The following is a 17,665-nucleotide window of genomic DNA, read 5'->3' as shown; positions in this document are numbered from 1 at the left end:
CTATTTCTCCTCTCCTAACGCTGCGCCGTTGATTGGACGTCAGCCTGATCAATAGCATCCAGTGCCGCATGCCAGCTTAGCAAGATCGAGGCGTGGCGGTTGGGGTATTCGCGCGCCGGAATCAACACCTCCAGCCCATCCCATGGCGCGTCCGGCACCGGCCCGGCCTCTTTCAGCATGGCACGCAGTTGTTCCGCACCCTTGGCGATCTCTTCGCGGGTGGCACCCATGACGCCCTGCCCCAGGACCCCCGCCGAGGCCTGACCAAGGGCGCAGGCCCTCACCTCTTGCCCGAAACCCGCGATGCGGCCATCTTGCAGCCGGACATGCGCCGTCACCGTCGATCCGCATTGCGGCGAACGCTTCATGGCGCTGCCCTGCGCATCCTCGATCTTGCCCAGATGCGGGATATCGGCCGCCAATGCGAGAATACGCTTGGAATAAAGTTGCATCATATCTGCGTCGGACATGGTTTTCCCCGGCTGACTGAATGTCTAGATAGGCATCGACAGGTTGAAAGGAAACCCGATGTTCGATCCTTCCACGCTGCGCTTCGACGCAAACGGGCTGATCCCCGCCATCGCTCAGGACGCGAGCAGCGGCGAAGTGCTGATGATGGCTTGGATGAACGCCGAATCCGTTGCGCGGACGCTGGAGTCTGGGCGGGTGACATACTGGTCCCGGTCGCGGCAGAGTTTCTGGATCAAGGGCGAAAGCTCTGGTCATGTGCAAAAGCTGGTCGAGATGCGCGTGGACTGCGATCGGGATTGTCTGCTAATGCTGGTGGAACAGGAAGGGCCGGCTTGTCACACGAACCGGCGAAGCTGCTTTTATACCGCAGTGCGCGAGGGGGAAGAGGTCGAGATAATGGAGCCGATGGCAGGATAGGCTGATACGGCCCTTGCAACTGAGAGAGGGCCAGCGATCAACTGTGGGTTGCCGCTGCAAGCGTAGGGGCGGGGCGCTTTATCGTGCAAGCTTGCCGAACCGCTTTTCCGCGCCAACCGCCGCCCAAGGGACGGTCGGCCGCTGACCCGGTGGGCATCGCCCTTGATTCCGGGCCGGTTTCACATTCCGACCAACGCCCTGATTTCCGCCGCGCTCAGCCCCTGCCCGCGCAACTCTCGCAGGCTCCGCGCATCGTCGCGTTTGGCCAATCGCTTGCCGTCCTCATCCCGGATCAGCCGGTGGTGGTGATAGTCCGGCGCTTCCAGATCCAGCAGCCGTTGCAGCAGTACATGAATCCAGGTCGAATCGAACAGATCCAGCCCGCGCGTCACCAACCCGATCCCCTGCGCCGCATCGTCCAGCACAACCGACAAATGATAAGACGTCCCCATCCCCCGCCGCGCAAGGATCACGTCCCCGATCCCGCTCAGGAAAGCGTCACGGCCAAGAACCTGCGCGCGACCGTCGCGAAAGCTCAGCATGTTGTCGCGGATCAGATCAAAGGCGCGGCCCGCATCAAGACGTATCACGTCGTCCTCACGCAGATCACGCATCGACCGCCCCCGGCATGTTCCGGGATAGATCAGCCCATCCGGGCCGTGAATCAACGCGCCCTCCTGCGGGGCCGAAAGCGCCGCCTTGATGTCGCCTCGCGTGCAGGAACAGGGATAGGTCACGCCGAGATCGCCAAGATAAGACAGCGCATCCCGATAAACCGCCATACGGTCAGATTGCCGCATCACCGGCTGGCGCCATTCCAGACCGAGCCAGGCCAGATCCTCGAATATCGCCGCCTCGAATTCCGGCTTGCAGCGGTCGCGGTCGATATCCTCGATCCGCAGCAGGAACTGGCCGGGACTGGCCTTCCCTGCCGAGACGAGCGCCGAAAACGCATGACCCAGATGCAGCAGCCCCGTGGGCGAGGGTGCAAAGCGCGTGCGCGTCACGCCCCGGCCAGCCATGCGGTAAAATCTTCTTTCGCACGATTGGTATAGGCCGGATAGCGGTCCTTGCGGCCCCGCCTGCCGCCCTTGGCCTCAACCGGGGGAAACAGCCCGAAATTCACATTCATGGGCTGGAAGGTCTTTGCCTCGGCCCCGCCGGTGATGTGATGGATCAGCGCACCCATTGCCGTCGTGCCTGGCGGCGGCGCTAGATCGCGCCCCTTTGCCTCGGCGGCGGCCATGCGCCCGGCCAGCAGCCCCATCGCGGCGCTTTCGACATAGCCCTCGACCCCCGTCACCTGCCCGGCAAAGCGCAGGTTCGGACGCGAGCGCAGCCGCATCCGGTCGTCCAGCAGCGTGGGCGAGTTCAGGAAGCTGTTGCGATGGATACCGCCGAGCCGCGCGAAGCTGGCATTCTGCAGGCCGGGAATCATACGGAAAACATCGGTTTGCGCGCCGTATTTCATCTTGGTCTGGAACCCGACGATATTATAGAGTGTCCCGAGCGCGTTATCCCGACGCAGCTGCACCACCGCATATGGCTTTTCATCCGGCTTATGCGTATTGGTCAGCCCGACCGGCTTCATCGGCCCGTGGCGCAGGGTTTCGCGGCCCCGTTCGCTCATCACTTCAATGGGCAGGCAGCCATCGAAATAACCGGCGGTCTCGCCCTCATGGAACTCGGTCTTGTCGGCGGACAGAAGCGCATCGATGAAACCCTCATACTCCGCCTTGTTCATCGGGCAGTTGATATAGGCCGTGCGCTCTTCCTCGGTCTCGCCCTTGTCATAGCGTGATTGCCGCCAGGCGATGTCCATATCAATCGTATCGGCATAGACGATGGGCGCGATGGCATCGAAAAAGGCAAGCGCATCGGCCCCGGTCTCGGCCCGGATCGCGTCGCCCAGAGCCGCCGAAGTCAGCGGGCCGGTGGCGATGATCCAGCGGCCGTCAGCGGGCAGCGCGGTGATTTCACCGGTTTCAACCGTGATCAGCGGCTCGGCCCGCAGCGCGGCAGTCACATCGGCGGAAAACGCGTCGCGATCTACCGCCAAGGCACCGCCCGCGGGCAGCTTGTGACGGTCGGCCATCGCCATGATAAGCCCGCCTGCCTGCCGCATTTCCCAGTGCAACTGGCCCACGGCGTTGTTCTGATCGTCATCCGAGCGGAAGGAATTCGAGCAGACCATTTCTGCGAAATCGCCGGTCTTGTGGGCGAATGTTTCGACATTTGGTCTCATCTCGTGCAGCACGACGGGGACGCCCGCGCGGCTGATCTGCCACGCAGCTTCTGAGCCGGCCAGACCGGCACCGATGATATGAATGGGTTCCATGAGTGGGGAGCTAATGCGTGTTGCCGGGCGGTGCAAGCTTGAGAGAACAGCACCAGCGATGCGCAGCCGGAAGAAAGACAGATAGCGCCGCAAGATCTCTTTCCAACTCATGCGTGACAGAGGGCAGCGTCAGGCCGGCGGGTGGACGCTCTGCGGGTAGAGCGACGCAGTTTATGGTGACATCCCGCCGAACGGGCGTTCGGCGAGGACGGGCAGCAAAGGGTCCGTCCGAGGGGGCGGTCGGACGCTGCCCGGCGGCGCTTTGCGCCTTGATTCCGGGTGGGTTTGTAGAGGCATCCCAAAACACTCCGTCGCGGGACGCAAAAAAAGGCGCGGGATCTTCCCGCGCCTTCGTTCTGTCGTGACGACAGGATTACGAATCCAGTTTCTCGACGCGCTTGCTGTCTTCCACCCGATCAATCGCGATCCGGCGGGGTTTCAGGGCCTCGGGCACTTCGCGGATCAGCTCTATATGCAGCATACCATCCTGATGCGATGCACCTTCAACGCGGATATGTTCGGCCAAGGTAAACCGACGCTCAAAGGCGCGGGTGGCGATGCCGCGATGCAGGAAGGTGCGCGAATCATCCTCTTCAGCCTTCTTGGCCGAGACGATGACAGAGCCGTCGCGCAACTCGACATTCAGGTCGTCAGCGGCGAAGCCCGCCACGGCGATAGAGATACGGTAGGTATCGTCGCCGGTCTTTTCGATATTGTAGGGGGGATAGGACTGGGTGGCGCTGTCAGCGGACAGGGCGCGGTCCATCAGGTCGGCCATACGGTCGAAGCCGACCGAAGCACGGTAGAGCGGTGCGCGATCAAAGTTACGCATGTCGTACATCCTTTCGAAGCGATGTCTATGTAATGCCCCCGGATGACCGGGCGGCGTGAAGCAGGACCCGTTGTGGCGTCCCGTGACCTGAATCTGGGATGGATCGGGACGGTTTCAAGGGTTACGGGCGCATTGTGATTTACTTATGGCTGTCGCCTGAGATGTGGGCGATGCTGCTCTGCGTTCAGCTTACCACCGTGGGAGGCGATTGCTGCGGAATATGCCGTAGATAAAGCGTAAATATGCTGTCTATATCGCGTATATAATCCGTATATACACCGCACGGCGGATGGGCATGCGCCGACCGGCGACGGGGATCAAGCGCCCAGTGCTGCCGGTTTCGGCCCGCCGGTGGCCCAGTCAAGCAACTCGACCGTATGAACAACGGGCGTATCGGTGCCGGAGCCGATCTGGACCATGCAGCCGATATTGCCCGCCGCGATGATCTGCGGCGCGGTGGCGTCCAGCGTGGCAAGCTTGCGGCGCTTCAACTCCGCCGAAAGTTCGGGCTGCAGCATATTGTAGGTGCCGGCAGAGCCACAACAGAGATGCGGATTTTCCGGCTCCACCACCTCAAATCCTGCGCTGCGCAGAAGGCTTTGCGGCGCGGCCTTGATCTGCTGGCCATGCTGAAGCGAGCAGGCAGAGTGATAGGCCACACGCGCCGGTTGCGGGATCGTTTCCGGCAGCCCGTGGGCTGCAAGGAATTCGGTCACATCCTTTGCAAGCGCGGCAATTCGGTTGGCGTCAGCTTCGATGTCATCGCCCGCGAAAAGATGCCCGTAATCCTTGATCGTCGTTCCGCAGCCCGATGTATTGATGATCACCGCATCCAGAGAGCCATCCCGATCAGCCGCGATCAGCGAAGCAATCGCGGCGCGGGCCGAGCCACGGCCATCATCTTCACGCCCCATATGCAGGGTCATCGCACCGCAGCAGCCGAAATCCTTCGGGATCACGACCTCGCATCCGGCGCGGCGCAGAAGGCGGATGGTCGCTTCATTGATATCTGTGTTCAGCGCCTGTTGCGCACAGCCGATCATCAGGGCCACGCGGGCGCGCTTTTCCGTCACCGGCGCGAAAGTTTGCGCATCGTCATTCTTGCTGCGCGGCGGCAGAGAGGGCGGGGCCATATCCAGCATCGCCCTCAGCCGTGCATCCGGCATCAGCCGACGGAAGGGCCGCGCCAGCTTTGCACCCAGCATGGCCAGCCGGAACCGACCCTGATGCGGCAAAACCCGCGCCAGCATCCAGCGTAGCGCACGGTCTCGCCACGGGCGTTTATATGTGGCGGCGATATGCGCCTTTCCGACCTCCAGCAAATGCGCGTAATGCACGCCAGAGGGACAGGTCGTCATGCAGGCCAGACAGCCAAGGCAGCGGTCGATATGGGTGACGGTCTTTTCATCGGCGGGGCGACCGGATTCCAGCATATCCTTCATCAGATAGATACGGCCACGCGGGCTGTCGAGTTCATCCCCGCGGATGAGGAATGTCGGGCAAGTGGCTGTGCAGAAACCACAATGCACGCAGGACCGCAGGATTTTATTGGCCTCTGCCAGACCGGGATCGGTCAGCTGTTCGGCTGTAAATTCGGTTTTCATGCCTCACCCCCGAAAACGCCGCGCGGATCGAATTTCGTCCGAAGCCCGGCGTTCAGACGCGTGGTCACGGCATCCGGTTCGGGCAGGGATGCAGCCTCGCCCACAACGCGGGTTGCGCGGCTGCCGGGCGGAAGGACGGGCATCCAGTCGGGCGGCGCCTCGGCCCAGATCAGAGCCCCGCCCCAGTCAACCGCATGGCGACCTGGAAGCTGGGACAGAAGTGGTGCGGCTTGTGACGGACGCAGCACGATCCGCCAGAGTGGCACGGTCACATTCTGCGCAAAATCGCGCAAAATGGCGAAATCGGTATCGCCTTCGGTCAACTCTGCGTCGCCATAGCTGTTCAGCATCTGTTTCAGCGCTTTGGCCCGCAACTCGACCGAGCCGGGCAAACCTTCCAGCCGCAGGATCACGCGCCCATCGGGCAAGCGGCCCGCGCCAATCACGTCGCTGGGGCCGCTCAGCGCCGTTGTCATCGCGGCGATGGTCTGAGCGTCATCCAGCCCGCTAAGCGACAGCGTGGCGCGTGCGGGCGGCACAGGCGCGGTTTTCAGCGCAATTTCCGTGAGCGCACCCAGTTTCCCGCGCGAGCCTGCCATCAGTTTCACCAGATCATAGCCGGTCACATTCTTCATGACGCGGCCGCCATTCTTCACCACCTCACCCGCGCCGGTGACGAAGCGCACGCCCAGCATCGCGTCGCGGCATGCCCCGGCAGACAGGCGGCGCGGGCCGGACGCGTTGGCGGCAGCGACGCCGCCGATTGTGGAACCCGCGCGCGGATCGGGTTCGAAGGCCAGCATCTGGTTTTCAGAGGCGAGTGCCGCCTGAATGTCAGCAAGCGGCGTTCCGGCGCGGGCAACAAGGGTCAGCGCCTCTGGCTCATAAAGGGTGATGCCGGCGATGGCGCTGATATCCAGCCGCGAGCCGCCCATCTCGCCCGGATAAAGACGGGTTCCGCCGCCCGTCACGCGCAATGGGCCATTCGATCCGCGAATGATCGCGGCAAGCTCTTCCTCATTCTCAGGCTGCATTCTGCCCCCGGCGCGGCGCTGAAACGGCCAGAGGAAACACCTTTGCGGCATTCAGCATCCATTCAGGGTCGAAGACGTCCTTGACGGCCATCTGCATCTCCAGATCGGGTGGATCGTATTGCGCCGACATCAATTCGCGCTTTTCGACCCCGACGCCATGTTCGCCGGTCAGGCATCCGCCGGCCTCGACACACAGGCGCAGGATATCGGCGCCAAGCGCCTCGCACCGTTCCAGATCGCCGGGTTTGTTGGCGTCATAGAGGATCAACGGATGCATGTTCCCGTCGCCCGCATGAAAGACGTTGGCGACGCCCAAACCACATTCCTGCGAAAGCTCGGCGATGCGCCCAAGCACATGCGGAAGCTGGCTGACCGGGATCGTGCCATCAAGGCACATATAATCGCTGATCACCCCCATCGCGCCAAAGGCGGATTTGCGTCCAAGCCAGATCCGCTGAGATTCCTGTGCCGAGCGGGATTCGCGGAACTCCAGCGGATCGAAGCGCTGCGCAATCTGCCGGATCAGGAATAGCTGCTCGTCGATTTCCGGCTCTGTGCCTTCCACCTCTACAATCAGCAAAGCCTCGCAATCGGGGTAGCCCGCACCGCAAAAATCTTCTGTCGCGGCGATGCAGGGGCGGTCCATGAACTCGATGGCAACCGGCAGCACGCCGGAGCGGATGATCGCCGCCACGCAGGCACCGGCGGTCACCGGGCTGTCGAAGGCAATCAGGACCGGGCGGGCGCCAGCGGGCTGGGGCAGGATACGCAGCACGGCTTCGCTGACGATGCCAAGCTGGCCTTCTGATCCGCAGACAACGCCCAGCAGGTCAAGGCCCTGCCCTTCACCCATCGGCCCGCCGAGTTCGACGACCGCGCCATCCATCAGCACGACGGTTGCGCCCAGCAGATTGTTGGTCGTCACCCCGTATTTCAGGCAATGCGCCCCGCCGGAGTTCATCGCGATATTGCCGCCGATCGCGCAGGCCAGCTGGCTGGAGGGATCGGGGGCGTAAAAGAAACCGTGCCCGGCAACCGCATCGGTAACCGACAGATTGGTGCGCCCTGTCTGCACCCGGACCAGCCGGTCATCAGTGCTGATTTCCAGCACCTTGTTCATCCGCGCCAGCCCGACAATCACCGCATCCGCCGTGGGCATAGAGCCGCCGGCAAGGCTTGTCCCTGCGCCGCGCGGCACGACCGGCACACCCTCTTCACTGCATATTCTCAGAACGGCAGACACCTCTTCAGTGGTCGAGGGCAGAACCACCATAAGCGGAGGACAGCGATAGGCCGACAGCGCATCACATTCATAGGCCCGCGTCTCAACCGGATCGGTGATGACGGCCGCTGGATCTCCAAGCGCCTGACGCAACCGCGCCGCAACCGCATCGCGGCGGGCGATGACCGCCGTATCAGGTGCTGGCATCTCCATATCGGCTCGCTCCTGTCGTCTTTGGTGACGGATAAAGTTATTGCTTGCTCAGATCGTTAAGGTCTCATTGTTAGGCATCGGTTTAACCGCTGGCAACCGTGACGAACAGAACCTAGAAGTAACCCATGTATGTGCCCACGATCCTTTCCGTCCTTTCCCCCGGCGATATTGCCGCGCTGATCTGGCTTTTCGCGGCATGGATCGGGATCGGCTGGCTGACCGAACATCCGCCCAGAAATCATCCCTCGGTCGCGGCGCTGATGGTGCGTTACCGCCACGAATGGATGCGCCAGTTCATCACGCGTCAGCCGCGCATCTTCGACAGCGCCATCCTGCAATCGCTGCGCGAAGGACCGACCTTCTTCGCCTCTGCCTGCCTGATCGCCATCGGCGGCGGCATGGCCCTTGTCGGCAACCCCGAGCGTCTGCGACAAGTCGCCGGAGAGCTGGAGCTGGGTCAGGCCCCCACCGTGCTGTGGCAGGTCAAGGTGCTCGTCGCGCTGTTCTTCGTGGCCAATGCATTGCTGAAGTTCATCTGGTCGCACCGGCTGTTCGGATATTGCGCGATTGTCATGGCCTCTGTCCCCAATGACATTGATGATCCGCTGGCCCTGCCCCGCGCCCATCAGGCGGCAGAGCTGAATGTCACCGCCGCAAAAAGCTTCAATATGGGGCTGCGGAATATCTATTTCTCGCTGGCGGCACTGGGCTGGCTGCTGGGTCCGCTGGCACTTGCGGTCACGGCAAGCATCGTGCTGGGCGTTACATGGCGGCGCGAATTTGCCTCGCATTCGCGGCAGGTGATGTTGCGCGATCTGCCGACGATCGGGCCGATCTGATGCGCCGCAGGGTGTTCTATATCCCCGGCTACGATCCGATCCCACCGCGCCGCTACCGAGAGCTTTACAAGCGCGAAGGCGCCGATCAGGCCGCAATCAGCGGCTATACCCTTACGACCGGTGCAAGAGATGATCGCACGGGCTTTGGTTGGGGGGCCGGGATCGAACAGGACGGCCATATCTCAACCGCAGAGTTCGAGGTTCTGGTCTGGTCTGACATCGTTTCGCGATCAATGGGACAGTCGGTTGTGGCGACCTATGGTCAATTGCTGCGGACGGCATGGGCTTATATCGCATCCGGCGCGCTTTGGCGGCTGATGAGGCTGCGGCGCGGTCCGGTCATTGCGGCGCTTTATCCGATCGCGACGCTGCTGGCGCAGGCCATTGTGGCAGTGCTGGCAGGCTGGCTTGCGGGTTGGGCAGCATCGTTGGTGGCAACGTGGTGGCTGGGCCTGCCCGTGGCGCTGACGGTCTTTGTGCTCATCATGCGCCAATGGCCCAGGATGGACCGGAAGGTCTTTGCCTATTACCTGATGCATGATTATGCGTTCACGGCCCGCCAGAACGGGGCCTATCCCGCCTCTTTGCGGGAACGCATTGACCAGTTTGCCGAACGTATCGCCACCGTTGCGGGTGAGGACTGGGATGAGGTGCTGGTGATCGGCCACAGCTCTGGCGCGTATATCGGCGTGTCGGTTCTGGCTGGTCTGGCGCGGGCCGGGCGGCTGACCGACAAGATCGCCTTTCTCAGCCTTGGTCATGTCGTTCCGATGGCGTCGTTCCTGCCGGGGGCAAAGGGGTTGCGCCGCGACCTGCATGATCTGGCGGCAACCGATCTGACATGGGTCGATGTCAGCGCGCCGGGTGACGCCTGTTCGTTCGGGCTGTGCGATCCGGTGGCCGTGTCGCGCTGCGCGCCGGAAAATGGTGGCGGGCCTCTGGTTCTTTCAGCCGCGTTTACCCAAACACTGTCGCCTGAAAAGCAACGGTCGATGCGCTTCCGCTGGTTTCGGCGGCACTTCCAGTATCTTTGCGCCTTCGACCGTCCCGGCGATTATGACTATTTCCTGATTACAGCCGGGGCGCAGACATTGGCCGCGCGTTTTTCTGGACGCCACCACTCCCCCGGTCGCATTGCTGTTCCCGCCAATCGCTGGCACCATCCATGATCCCGCCCAAACCCGCATCTGCGGAAGGCCGCACCGGGTTTTTCCACTATCTGCGCAACTTCCGGCGCGACCTTTTGTCGGCCATGCCGGCGCGGCTTTATCGGGCCTGGATGGCAGAGTTTCGCACCGGGCCAATACACAGCTTTTTGTGCAACGACCCCGAACTGGTGTCGCGCGTGCTGCGTGACAGCCCGGATGATTTCCCGAAATCCAACCGGCTGCGCGAAGGGCTGGCCCCGCTTCTGGGCCGGTCGGTCTTTGTCACCAATGGTGAAGAATGGAAGCGTCAGCGTCGCATCATCGACCCGGCATTCGAAGGCGGGCGTCTGCGAGAGGTCTTTCCGCATATTCTTGAAGCGGCGCAGAGGGCGGCGGCCACGCTGCCGCAGGGTGAGGTCGACCTGGAACCGATCACGTCGCGGGCGGCGGCGGATGTGATCTTCAGGACGCTGTTTTCGGTACCCATTGAAGATGAAACCGCCGCCAGCGTCTTCAGTGCATTTCGCGCCCATCAGGAAGAACAGCCGATCGTCAATGCCGGTGCGCTGCTGCCTCTGCCCCGATGGTTCCCGCGATTCCATTCGTCTCGGACACGCAGGACGGCCGCGCAGATCCGCCAACTGATCGAGACGATGGTCGATGCGCGCGCAAAACAGATCGCGGACGGCACCGCACCTGACGATCTGGCAACCAAGATCATGACTACGCCCGACCCGGTCACCGGCCAGACATTCACGCCGCGCGAAATGGTCGATCAGGTCGCTATCTTCTTTCTGGCTGGCCATGAAACAAGCGCATCCGCACTTGCCTGGGCGCTTTGGCTGCTGGCCGCAAACCCTGACTGGCAGGACCGGATCGCCTCGGAAGCATCTGCGGCCTTACTGTCCGATAATTCAACAATGTCAGATAGTTCGAAACTGAATTTAAGCCGCTCTGTTTTCCGCGAGGCCCTGCGCTTGTACCCTCCGGTCCCGATGATGGTGCGAGAGGCGGCCTGTCCGGTTACATTCCGGCAGCGTACCGTGCCAAAAGGTGCACAGATCGTCATCTCGCCCTGGCACCTGCATCGTCATGAACGCCTTTGGCAGAACCCTGATGGCTTCGACCCCTCACGGTGGGAGTGTCCGGCGGCGAAGAAATCCGTCAGAAATGCCTATATCCCGTTCTCGGCAGGCAACCGGGTCTGTCCCGGTGCGGGGTTTGCCATGCTGGAGGGTCCGCTGATTCTGTCGATGATTCTGCGCGACTACAGGCTGACGGTGACAGAAACCCCGCCGGTTCCCGTCGCGCGGCTGACCGTGCGCGGTCAGAACGGAATAAAGGTCATGATTTCACCTCGCGACCCGAGGGGCTCCGGCCATCCGTGACGCGGGTATAGGTGCCCTCGCCCGCAAGAATTCCCCGGAAACCGCCCGGTTCATCCAGCGAAAAGACGATGATCGGCAGCTTGTTGTCGCGGGCAAGCGCGATGGCCGATGCGTCCATCACACCAAGATTTTTTTGCAGCGCCTCATCATAGGTGACTTCTTCATAGCGCTTGGCGTCGTCGAATTTGTTCGGGTCTTTGTCGTAAATCCCGTCAACCTTGGTGCCTTTGAAGATCGCTTCGCAATTCATCTCTGACGCGCGAAGGGTCGCGGCGGTGTCGGTGGTGAAATAGGGGTTTCCGGTGCCTGCTGCGAAGATGATGACCCGCTTTTTTTCAAGGTGGCGCACGGCGCGGCGGCGGATATAGGGCTCTGCCACCTCATCCATGCGGATCGCGGTGATGACGCGGGTGTGGATGCCCTTGGCTTCAAGCGCGGATTGCATCGCAAGCGCGTTCATGACGGTCGCAAGCATTCCCATATAGTCGGCGGTCGTACGCTCCATCCCCTGCGCGGAGCCCTGAAGACCGCGGAAAATATTTCCGCCGCCGATGACCATGCAGACCTCGACCCCCAGATCGACGACTGATTCGACCTCATCCGCGATGCGGGCGATGGTCGGCGGGTGCAGGCCAAAGCCCTGATCGCCCATCAGGGCCTCGCCCGAGATTTTCAGCATGACGCGGTCGTAGCTGGTCGGGGCTTTCGTTTCAGCGTCGCTCATCAAGATTCCCTTCCAGCGGTTCAACTGCGGCGCAAAATGTCGCAAAAGGGGTTAATGATCAACCGCCGGAATAGACAGTTATGGGAACGGATTACAGTCAGGCCATCGAGGCAATCGACCCTGACCGCCATGTGGTGATTGCGGGGCCGACGGCCTCGGGCAAGTCGGCACTGGCGCTAGAGATTGCGCAAAGTCAGGGCGGAACGATCGTCAATGCCGATGCGCTGCAAATATGGTCGTGCTGGCGGGTGCTGACCGCAAGACCTGACGCGAAGGATATGGCCGAAGCCCCCCACGCGCTTTATGGCCATGTCGATCCGGGGCAAAGCTATTCCGTCGGGGACTGGCTGTCCGATGTGGCAAGGCTAAAGGGACGGCTGATTATTGCAGGCGGAACAGGGCTGTACCTGACCGCTCTGACATCCGGTCTGGCCCATATCCCGCCGGTTCCGCCGGAAATCCGGGACACGGGCGATGCGATTCTGGCCGCAGGCGGGCTGGAGGATATGATTGCGGGACTGGACGATGCCTCGCGCGAGAAGATCGACCTGCAGAACCCCGCCCGCGTGCAGCGCGCATGGGAGGTTTTGCAGGCCACGGGACGCGGCATCGTTGACTGGCAAAACGACACGCCACCACCGCTGATTGCACCGGAAGATGCGACATGCCTTGTGCTGGCCTCGGATCGCGACTGGCTGGCCAAGCGCATCCTCGTCCGCTTTGCACAGATGTGGCGCGAAGGCGCTGTCGAAGAGGTCCGCGCCATGATGCCGCAATGGGACGAACGCGCCCAATGGGCCCGCGCCATAGGTGCGCCGGAAATCGCTGCTTATCTGCGCGATGAAATCGACGCCAAGACAGCAAAGACCCGGTCCATCGTGGCGACGCGGCAATATGCCAAATCGCAGCGGATCTGGTTCCGCTCACGCATGAAGGGATGGGACAAGCTGCGCGTCGGTCCGGCGGGATAAGCCCCGTCAGGACAGCGCCTGTTCCACATCCGGCACATTGTCGCCGCGACCGCGAAAGCCGGTGGCGACGACGAACTTCTCGGACGAATCGGATCGTGAAGCCGGGGGTTTCACATTGGCGACCTTGTCGAAATTCTGCTTGAGCAGGGTCTGCATCCCCTGCTCTGCCCCGCCGGCCAGAACCTTGGCGACAAACGTCCCACCCGGTGCCAGCACGTCAAAGGCAAGCTGGGCCGCCGCCTCGACCAATGCGACGATGCGCAGGTGATCGGTACCCTGATGGCCAGAGGATGAGGCCGCCATGTCGGACATGACCACATCCGCCTGTCCCCCAAGCCAGTCCTTTACCTTTTCGTCGGCACCTTCCTCAAGGAAGTCCAGCACATGGATTTCGGCGCCCGGAACCGGGTCGACCTCCTGGATATCGACGCCGATGATCCGGCCCTGCTTCTTGCCGGATTTCTCGCCAAGCGCATTGATGCGCGGAATCGCAACCTGAAGCCAACCGCCCGGCGCACAGCCAAGGTCAACCACGCGGGCGCCGGGGACGAGAAAGCGATATTTGTCGTCCAGTTCCATGATCTTGTACGCGGCCCGCCCGCGAAAACCCTCACGCTTTGCACGCTGCACATAGGGATCGTTCAGCTGACGCTCCAGCCAGAGGGTAGAGCTGAGCTTGCGGCCCTTGGCGGATTTGACCCGCACACGCAGGTCACGTTGCCCGCGCCCGGATGATTTTCGTTCACGCGGCCCGTTAACGCCGCCCGGCTTCTTCGCCATCAGGTTACCACCCCGTTCAACCCGTCATCTGTTATGGCACCGTCTCGCACCATCTGCGAGTAAAGCAAACCCTCACGCAGGCCACGATCTGCAACAGAAAGGCGACGGGTCGGCCAGATCCGCATCAGGGTCTGCAGAATCGCTGCACCGGACATGATCAAAGCGTGCCGTTCCCGTCCGATGCGTGGATCGGCACGACGACCCTCTGGCCCGAGGACAAGGTAAGTGCGGATCACAGCGTCGATTTCGGCGCTTGTCATGGTCAGCCCATCGACCTTGGTGCGGTCATAGCGTTTCAGACCCAGATGGCTGGCGGCGACCGTGGTGACGGTCCCCGAAGTCCCGATGATCTGAAAGCCGCGATCCGGTGCGCCCTTCGCATATGGTGCAAAATCGGCCAGCATTTCTTCGAAATACCAGCTCATCAGGGCGAAACGGCCGGGGTCGTCGGTGACATCGGCAAACTGGTCGCGCAGGGTGGCCACGCCAAGCGGCACGCTGATCCAGTCGACCACCCGCGCCCCGCCCGGTTCTATTGGGGTAAAGCCGTTGCCCAGCTTCATGATGGCGCGGGACCGTTCGCGCGGTTCGACATCGGCAAGCTCGATCCAGACAAGTTCCGTTGAACCGCCCCCGATATCGACAACCAGCAGTTGCTCGGTCCGTTGATTCACAAGCGGCGCGCAAGAGATCACGGCAAGCCGCGCCTCTTCCTCTGCCCCGATCACCTCTATCGGCAGGCCGGTTTCGCGTCGGATCATGCGCATGAAATCGCGGCCATTGCGCGCGCGGCGACAGGCCTCGGTCGCGACGAGGCGCATATTTCTGACCTTGTGCTGCTCCAGCTTGCGCCGACACACCTGCAAGGCATGCACGGTGCGCGACATGGACGCACGCGACAGCCGCCCCGAGGCTTCCAGCCCGTGGCCGAGCTGGACGGGCTTCGAAAAGCTGTCGACAACCTGGAACTGACTGCCCGTCGGTCGGGCGATCAGCATCCGGCAACTGTTTGTTCCCAAATCCAAAGCCGCGTAGAGCGGCCCCGAATCGGGGTGGCGGGTGCCTGACGGCTCAACCTTCGGTGCCGGGAACGCGTCCGCACCCGCGGGACGCCTGGGCGCCATGGTCACGCCCTCCGATATCAAGTTATCCCCAAGGTAACGAGCGCGTGCCGCCGGTTCAAGGGGCCGAAAGGGTTCGCGACACGCCGCGTCGCGTCAATCGCCTGGCGGGCGCTGATCTTCGTCAGCAGGCACTGGCGCGGTATCCTTTGTGCTGCCCGAACCAAATAGACCGGCAAGCCCGCGAGAGACGAGATTGCCGACCTTGGGCCGGGGCTGCGCGATGAATGGCAACGGTCTGCACACCTCCATCGCGGCGATTCCGACACGGGCGGTCAGAGCGCCATTCACGATGCCCTCGCCAAACCGGCGGGAGACTTTGGACAGCAAGCCGCCGCCCGCAACAGTGTGGATCAGATCATCACCCGCCGCGACAGCCCCGGTGGCGACAAGGTGGGTCATCACCGTCCGCGCCAGCCGCCAGCCACCGACAGCGCCGGCACGACCGCCATAGATCTCTGCCATGCGGCGGATCATACGAAGATTGGCGGCAAGTGCTGCCGCGACATCGGCGAAGGCCAGCGGTATCAGGGCAGTTGCGGTCGCGACGGTGCGGGCTGCGGCCTCGATCTCGCGCCGGGCCTCCTGATCCAGCGGGGCCAGAAGCTGGGCTTCGGCCAGAGTCAGAAGGGTCTGTGCATCGAAAACTTCTTCCTTGCGGTCCGCGAGGTTGGATCTCCCCCACTGGGCTTCTGGCCGATTTGCATAGATCGCGTCCAGCCTGCTGACCACGCCACGCGCAGCCTTCAGGTCATCATCCGCCAGAGCCTTGCCCGCATCGCGGTTGATCTGGTCGATCTGCGCGAATCGGCCCCATGCGCGATATTCGCGAAAGGCCAACCCCAACACGGCAAGGGTGAACAGCGCAAACAGCGCCACCCCGACCCAGCCCAGAACCGGCCAGCGGGTCATCAGCCGGTCAATATAGTTCAGCGCCGCAACCGACAGAAGAAACGTCAGCAGAGCAGCCCCGGCGTTGAAGAAAAACCGAGTCATGGGCGAAGGGCCGCGCCCGGCAATCCGCGTGACCAGATCCATCGTCGCAGGTTTCGGCAGCACCGCATCCGCATCCGCATCACGGATCGGTTCGGCATCGGCAGGGTTGGTGCGCGTCCGATCACGCGGCGCTTCCTCTTCCAGTTCGATCAGAACGGGGCCGTGACGGCGTTGATCATTCACAAGCGGTCTCCGATCAGGAATTCGGCGGCGCGGTCCAGCCGGATATGGGGCGGACCGTCACCGGGACGAGAAGTGTCGGCGGCGGGGCGGAAGTTCATTGCGGCATAATCACCATCCAGCCATTCGGTCTTGCCCTCACGGGCGGGAACGAGAAGTTGCGCGGGATCAGACGGAAGCTCGCCCGGATAGAAGGCCGCCCGCCTGCCATCCATCAGCGTGCCGCGCACGGCAGGCAGCTCCTGCCCGTTCTGCTCGATCATCGCCTCTGTCGTGGCGCGGAGCGAGGCAATCGCCATCGCCTCTGTCCGGGCACCGGCGAAATCGGCCCGGTCCCGCGCATCTCGCAACAGGGCCGTCGCGATATGCGCCAGCCGCTGATGCTGGCTGTGATGCAGGTGATCGGCCTTGGTTGCAGCGAACAGGATACGTTCCACCCGCCGCAGACCCAGCAACTGCGCAAGCCAGCCAGAGCGGCCGGGGTTGAAGGCCGACAGGATGTCCGCCATGGTGCGGCGCAGATCCTCTAGCGCCTGCGGACCGGAATGGATCGCGCCCAGCACATCGACCAACACCACCTGCCGGTCGATCCGGGCAAAATGATCGCGGAAAAAGGGTTTCACGATCCGGGATTTGTAGGATTCATAGCGCCGCGCAAATTCACGGCGCAGCGGGGATTTCCCCTCAACCGGCGGGATGGGCGCAAAGGTCAGCGCCGGCGAACCCGCCATCTCGCCCGGAAGCAGGAAGCGCCCCGGCGTGCAATCGGACCAACCGGCCTCGCGCGCAGCCTGGAGGTGCTGGGTATAGGCGGCGGCAAGGGATTGCGCGATCTGTTCATCCAGCCGCTTGTCCAGATCGACGGCTTCAAGCGCGGCGAGGTAATCCTCTGCCCCCGGACGTCCGGGCATCCGGGCCAGAACCTCTGCCGACCATTCGTCATAGCTGCGCTCCATCAGGCGCAGATCAAGCAGCCATTCGCCGGGATAATCCACGATGTCGACATGCACCGTCTGCGGCTTGCGCCAGCCGCTGAACATGCCCGTAGGCTGCACGCGCAGCGACAGGCGCAGTTCCGAGACATGGCGCGTCCCTTCGGGCCAGTAAGGTTCCGGCCCGGTCAGCGCCGCCAGATGGTTCTCGAATTCGAAGCGCGGCACGGTGTCATCAGGCTGCGGTTGCAACCATGCCGCCTTGATCGAGCCGTCGGCCGCGGCGCGCAGTGCGGTCATTCGCCCCCGATCCATCAGGTTCGCCACAAGCGAAGTGATGAACACCGTCTTACCCGCACGGCTAAGGCCGGTCACACCAAGCCGGATCGTCGGATCACCGATGCCGATCCCGCGCATCAGACCATTGGTAAAATCGGAAACACCCATCTGCCCGC

The 17,665-nt window shown here is 62.7% G+C and carries 17 protein-coding genes; 5 read left to right on the top strand and 12 right to left on the bottom strand.

What is annotated here, in order from left to right; genetic code table 11:
* Positions 1-14 precede the first annotated feature (14 nt).
* Positions 15-470, bottom strand: a complete 456-nt coding sequence (locus PAF20_RS05960; RefSeq protein ID WP_271072797.1) for an iron-sulfur cluster assembly scaffold protein — start codon at positions 468-470, stop codon at positions 15-17.
* Positions 471-528: 58 nt separating this feature from the next.
* Between PAF20_RS05960 and hisI the strand changes: the two genes are divergently transcribed.
* On the top strand, positions 529-888 hold the full coding sequence (gene hisI / locus PAF20_RS05955) for a phosphoribosyl-AMP cyclohydrolase (protein ID WP_271072796.1): 360 nt from the start codon (positions 529-531) through the stop codon (positions 886-888).
* Positions 889-1,067: 179 nt separating this feature from the next.
* On the opposite strand, the gene gluQRS is transcribed toward hisI, so the two are convergent.
* The 6 genes from gluQRS to PAF20_RS05925 all read right to left on the bottom strand — a co-directional run bounded on the left by gluQRS (position 1,068) and on the right by PAF20_RS05925 (position 8,131).
* Positions 1,068-1,910 (bottom strand): tRNA glutamyl-Q(34) synthetase GluQRS, encoded by an 843-nt coding sequence (gene gluQRS / locus PAF20_RS05950; protein ID WP_271072795.1) that lies wholly within the window; start codon positions 1,908-1,910, stop codon positions 1,068-1,070.
* Positions 1,892-3,226 carry a methylenetetrahydrofolate--tRNA-(uracil(54)-C(5))-methyltransferase (FADH(2)-oxidizing) TrmFO gene (gene trmFO / locus PAF20_RS05945; protein ID WP_271072794.1) on the bottom strand — a complete coding sequence of 445 codons (1,335 nt, stop codon included), beginning with the start codon at positions 3,224-3,226 and terminating at the stop codon, positions 1,892-1,894. The genes gluQRS and trmFO overlap by 19 nt, the downstream gene beginning before the upstream one ends.
* A 373-nt stretch (positions 3,227-3,599) precedes the next feature.
* Complete coding sequence (locus PAF20_RS05940; protein ID WP_271072793.1) at positions 3,600-4,058, bottom strand: Hsp20 family protein; 459 nt, start codon at positions 4,056-4,058, stop codon at positions 3,600-3,602.
* A 317-nt stretch (positions 4,059-4,375) separates the two neighbouring features.
* The gene (gene glcF / locus PAF20_RS05935; RefSeq protein WP_271072792.1) at positions 4,376-5,662 is read right to left on the bottom strand and encodes a glycolate oxidase subunit GlcF; all 1,287 of its coding nucleotides are present in this window, start codon (positions 5,660-5,662) and stop codon (positions 4,376-4,378) included.
* A complete protein-coding gene (locus PAF20_RS05930) occupies positions 5,659-6,696 on the bottom strand; it encodes an FAD-binding protein (RefSeq protein ID WP_271072791.1) in 1,038 nt (345 codons plus the stop codon). Before PAF20_RS05930 ends, glcF begins: the two co-directional genes overlap by 4 nt.
* Positions 6,686-8,131 carry an FAD-linked oxidase C-terminal domain-containing protein gene (locus PAF20_RS05925; RefSeq protein ID WP_271072790.1) on the bottom strand — a complete coding sequence of 482 codons (1,446 nt, stop codon included), beginning with the start codon at positions 8,129-8,131 and terminating at the stop codon, positions 6,686-6,688. Before PAF20_RS05925 ends, PAF20_RS05930 begins: the two co-directional genes overlap by 11 nt.
* A 125-nt stretch (positions 8,132-8,256) precedes the next feature.
* Here PAF20_RS05925 and PAF20_RS05920 point away from each other — a divergent pair, with 125 nt between their 5' ends.
* Genes PAF20_RS05920 through PAF20_RS05910 form a run of 3 tightly spaced genes read left to right on the top strand, consistent with a single transcriptional unit; the run spans position 8,257 to position 11,506 of the window.
* Entirely contained in the window at positions 8,257-8,970 is a 714-nt protein-coding gene (locus tag PAF20_RS05920) for a DUF599 domain-containing protein (protein WP_271072789.1), read from the top strand.
* The gene (locus PAF20_RS05915; RefSeq protein ID WP_271073262.1) at positions 8,970-10,139 is read left to right on the top strand and encodes a hypothetical protein; all 1,170 of its coding nucleotides are present in this window, start codon (positions 8,970-8,972) and stop codon (positions 10,137-10,139) included. The genes PAF20_RS05920 and PAF20_RS05915 overlap by 1 nt, the downstream gene beginning before the upstream one ends.
* The gene (locus PAF20_RS05910) at positions 10,136-11,506 is read left to right on the top strand and encodes a cytochrome P450 (RefSeq protein ID WP_271072788.1); all 1,371 of its coding nucleotides are present in this window, start codon (positions 10,136-10,138) and stop codon (positions 11,504-11,506) included. The genes PAF20_RS05915 and PAF20_RS05910 overlap by 4 nt, the downstream gene beginning before the upstream one ends.
* Here PAF20_RS05910 and pyrH read toward each other — a convergent pair.
* Positions 11,463-12,230: a UMP kinase gene (gene pyrH / locus PAF20_RS05905; RefSeq protein ID WP_271072787.1), complete on the bottom strand. Its 768-nt coding sequence runs from the start codon at positions 12,228-12,230 to the stop codon at positions 11,463-11,465. The genes PAF20_RS05910 and pyrH overlap by 44 nt on opposite strands.
* A gap of 80 nt (positions 12,231-12,310) precedes the next feature.
* Here pyrH and miaA point away from each other — a divergent pair, with 80 nt between their 5' ends.
* A complete protein-coding gene (gene miaA, locus PAF20_RS05900) occupies positions 12,311-13,201 on the top strand; it encodes a tRNA (adenosine(37)-N6)-dimethylallyltransferase MiaA (protein ID WP_271072786.1) in 891 nt (296 codons plus the stop codon).
* 6 nt (positions 13,202-13,207) lie between these two features.
* On the opposite strand, the gene PAF20_RS05895 is transcribed toward miaA, so the two are convergent.
* From PAF20_RS05895 to PAF20_RS05880, 4 genes are all read right to left on the bottom strand, one after another.
* The gene (locus PAF20_RS05895) at positions 13,208-13,981 is read right to left on the bottom strand and encodes an RlmE family RNA methyltransferase (RefSeq protein ID WP_271072785.1); all 774 of its coding nucleotides are present in this window, start codon (positions 13,979-13,981) and stop codon (positions 13,208-13,210) included.
* The gene (locus PAF20_RS05890; RefSeq protein ID WP_271072784.1) at positions 13,981-15,105 is read right to left on the bottom strand and encodes a Ppx/GppA phosphatase family protein; all 1,125 of its coding nucleotides are present in this window, start codon (positions 15,103-15,105) and stop codon (positions 13,981-13,983) included. The genes PAF20_RS05895 and PAF20_RS05890 overlap by 1 nt, the downstream gene beginning before the upstream one ends.
* Positions 15,106-15,198: 93 nt before the next feature.
* Complete coding sequence (locus PAF20_RS05885; protein ID WP_271072783.1) at positions 15,199-16,281, bottom strand: YcjF family protein; 1,083 nt, start codon at positions 16,279-16,281, stop codon at positions 15,199-15,201.
* Positions 16,278-17,657 (bottom strand): YcjX family GTP-binding protein, encoded by a 1,380-nt coding sequence (locus PAF20_RS05880; RefSeq protein ID WP_271072782.1) that lies wholly within the window; start codon positions 17,655-17,657, stop codon positions 16,278-16,280. Before PAF20_RS05880 ends, PAF20_RS05885 begins: the two co-directional genes overlap by 4 nt.
* Between the last annotated feature and the right edge of the window lie 8 nt (positions 17,658-17,665).

This window comes from Paracoccus albus, assembly GCF_027913035.1.
Classification (GTDB): Bacteria; Pseudomonadota; Alphaproteobacteria; order Rhodobacterales; family Rhodobacteraceae; genus Paracoccus; species Paracoccus albus.
This window is presented reverse-complemented; position numbering and strand designations above follow the sequence as displayed.

Bases quoted from the DNA above. Each gene is read 5' to 3' on its own strand.
- pyrH (WP_271072787.1), bottom strand. From the start codon at position 12,230: ATGAGCGACGCTGAAACGAAAGCCCCGACCAGCTACGACCGCGTCATG.
- glcF (WP_271072792.1), bottom strand. From the start codon at position 5,662: ATGAAAACCGAATTTACAGCCGAACAGCTGACCGATCCCGGTCTGGCA.
- PAF20_RS05925 (WP_271072790.1), bottom strand. From the start codon at position 8,131: ATGGAGATGCCAGCACCTGATACGGCGGTCATCGCCCGCCGCGATGCG.
- PAF20_RS05910 (WP_271072788.1), top strand. From the start codon at position 10,136: ATGATCCCGCCCAAACCCGCATCTGCGGAAGGCCGCACCGGGTTTTTC.
- PAF20_RS05880 (WP_271072782.1), bottom strand. From the start codon at position 17,657: ATGGGTGTTTCCGATTTTACCAATGGTCTGATGCGCGGGATCGGCATC.
- PAF20_RS05890 (WP_271072784.1), bottom strand. From the start codon at position 15,105: ATGGCGCCCAGGCGTCCCGCGGGTGCGGACGCGTTCCCGGCACCGAAG.
- PAF20_RS05940 (WP_271072793.1), bottom strand. From the start codon at position 4,058: ATGCGTAACTTTGATCGCGCACCGCTCTACCGTGCTTCGGTCGGCTTC.
- gluQRS (WP_271072795.1), bottom strand. From the start codon at position 1,910: ATGGCTGGCCGGGGCGTGACGCGCACGCGCTTTGCACCCTCGCCCACG.
- miaA (WP_271072786.1), top strand. From the start codon at position 12,311: ATGGGAACGGATTACAGTCAGGCCATCGAGGCAATCGACCCTGACCGC.
- PAF20_RS05920 (WP_271072789.1), top strand. From the start codon at position 8,257: ATGTATGTGCCCACGATCCTTTCCGTCCTTTCCCCCGGCGATATTGCC.
- trmFO (WP_271072794.1), bottom strand. From the start codon at position 3,226: ATGGAACCCATTCATATCATCGGTGCCGGTCTGGCCGGCTCAGAAGCT.
- PAF20_RS05960 (WP_271072797.1), bottom strand. From the start codon at position 470: ATGTCCGACGCAGATATGATGCAACTTTATTCCAAGCGTATTCTCGCA.
- PAF20_RS05930 (WP_271072791.1), bottom strand. From the start codon at position 6,696: ATGCAGCCTGAGAATGAGGAAGAGCTTGCCGCGATCATTCGCGGATCG.
- PAF20_RS05915 (WP_271073262.1), top strand. From the start codon at position 8,970: ATGCGCCGCAGGGTGTTCTATATCCCCGGCTACGATCCGATCCCACCG.
- hisI (WP_271072796.1), top strand. From the start codon at position 529: ATGTTCGATCCTTCCACGCTGCGCTTCGACGCAAACGGGCTGATCCCC.
- PAF20_RS05895 (WP_271072785.1), bottom strand. From the start codon at position 13,981: ATGGCGAAGAAGCCGGGCGGCGTTAACGGGCCGCGTGAACGAAAATCA.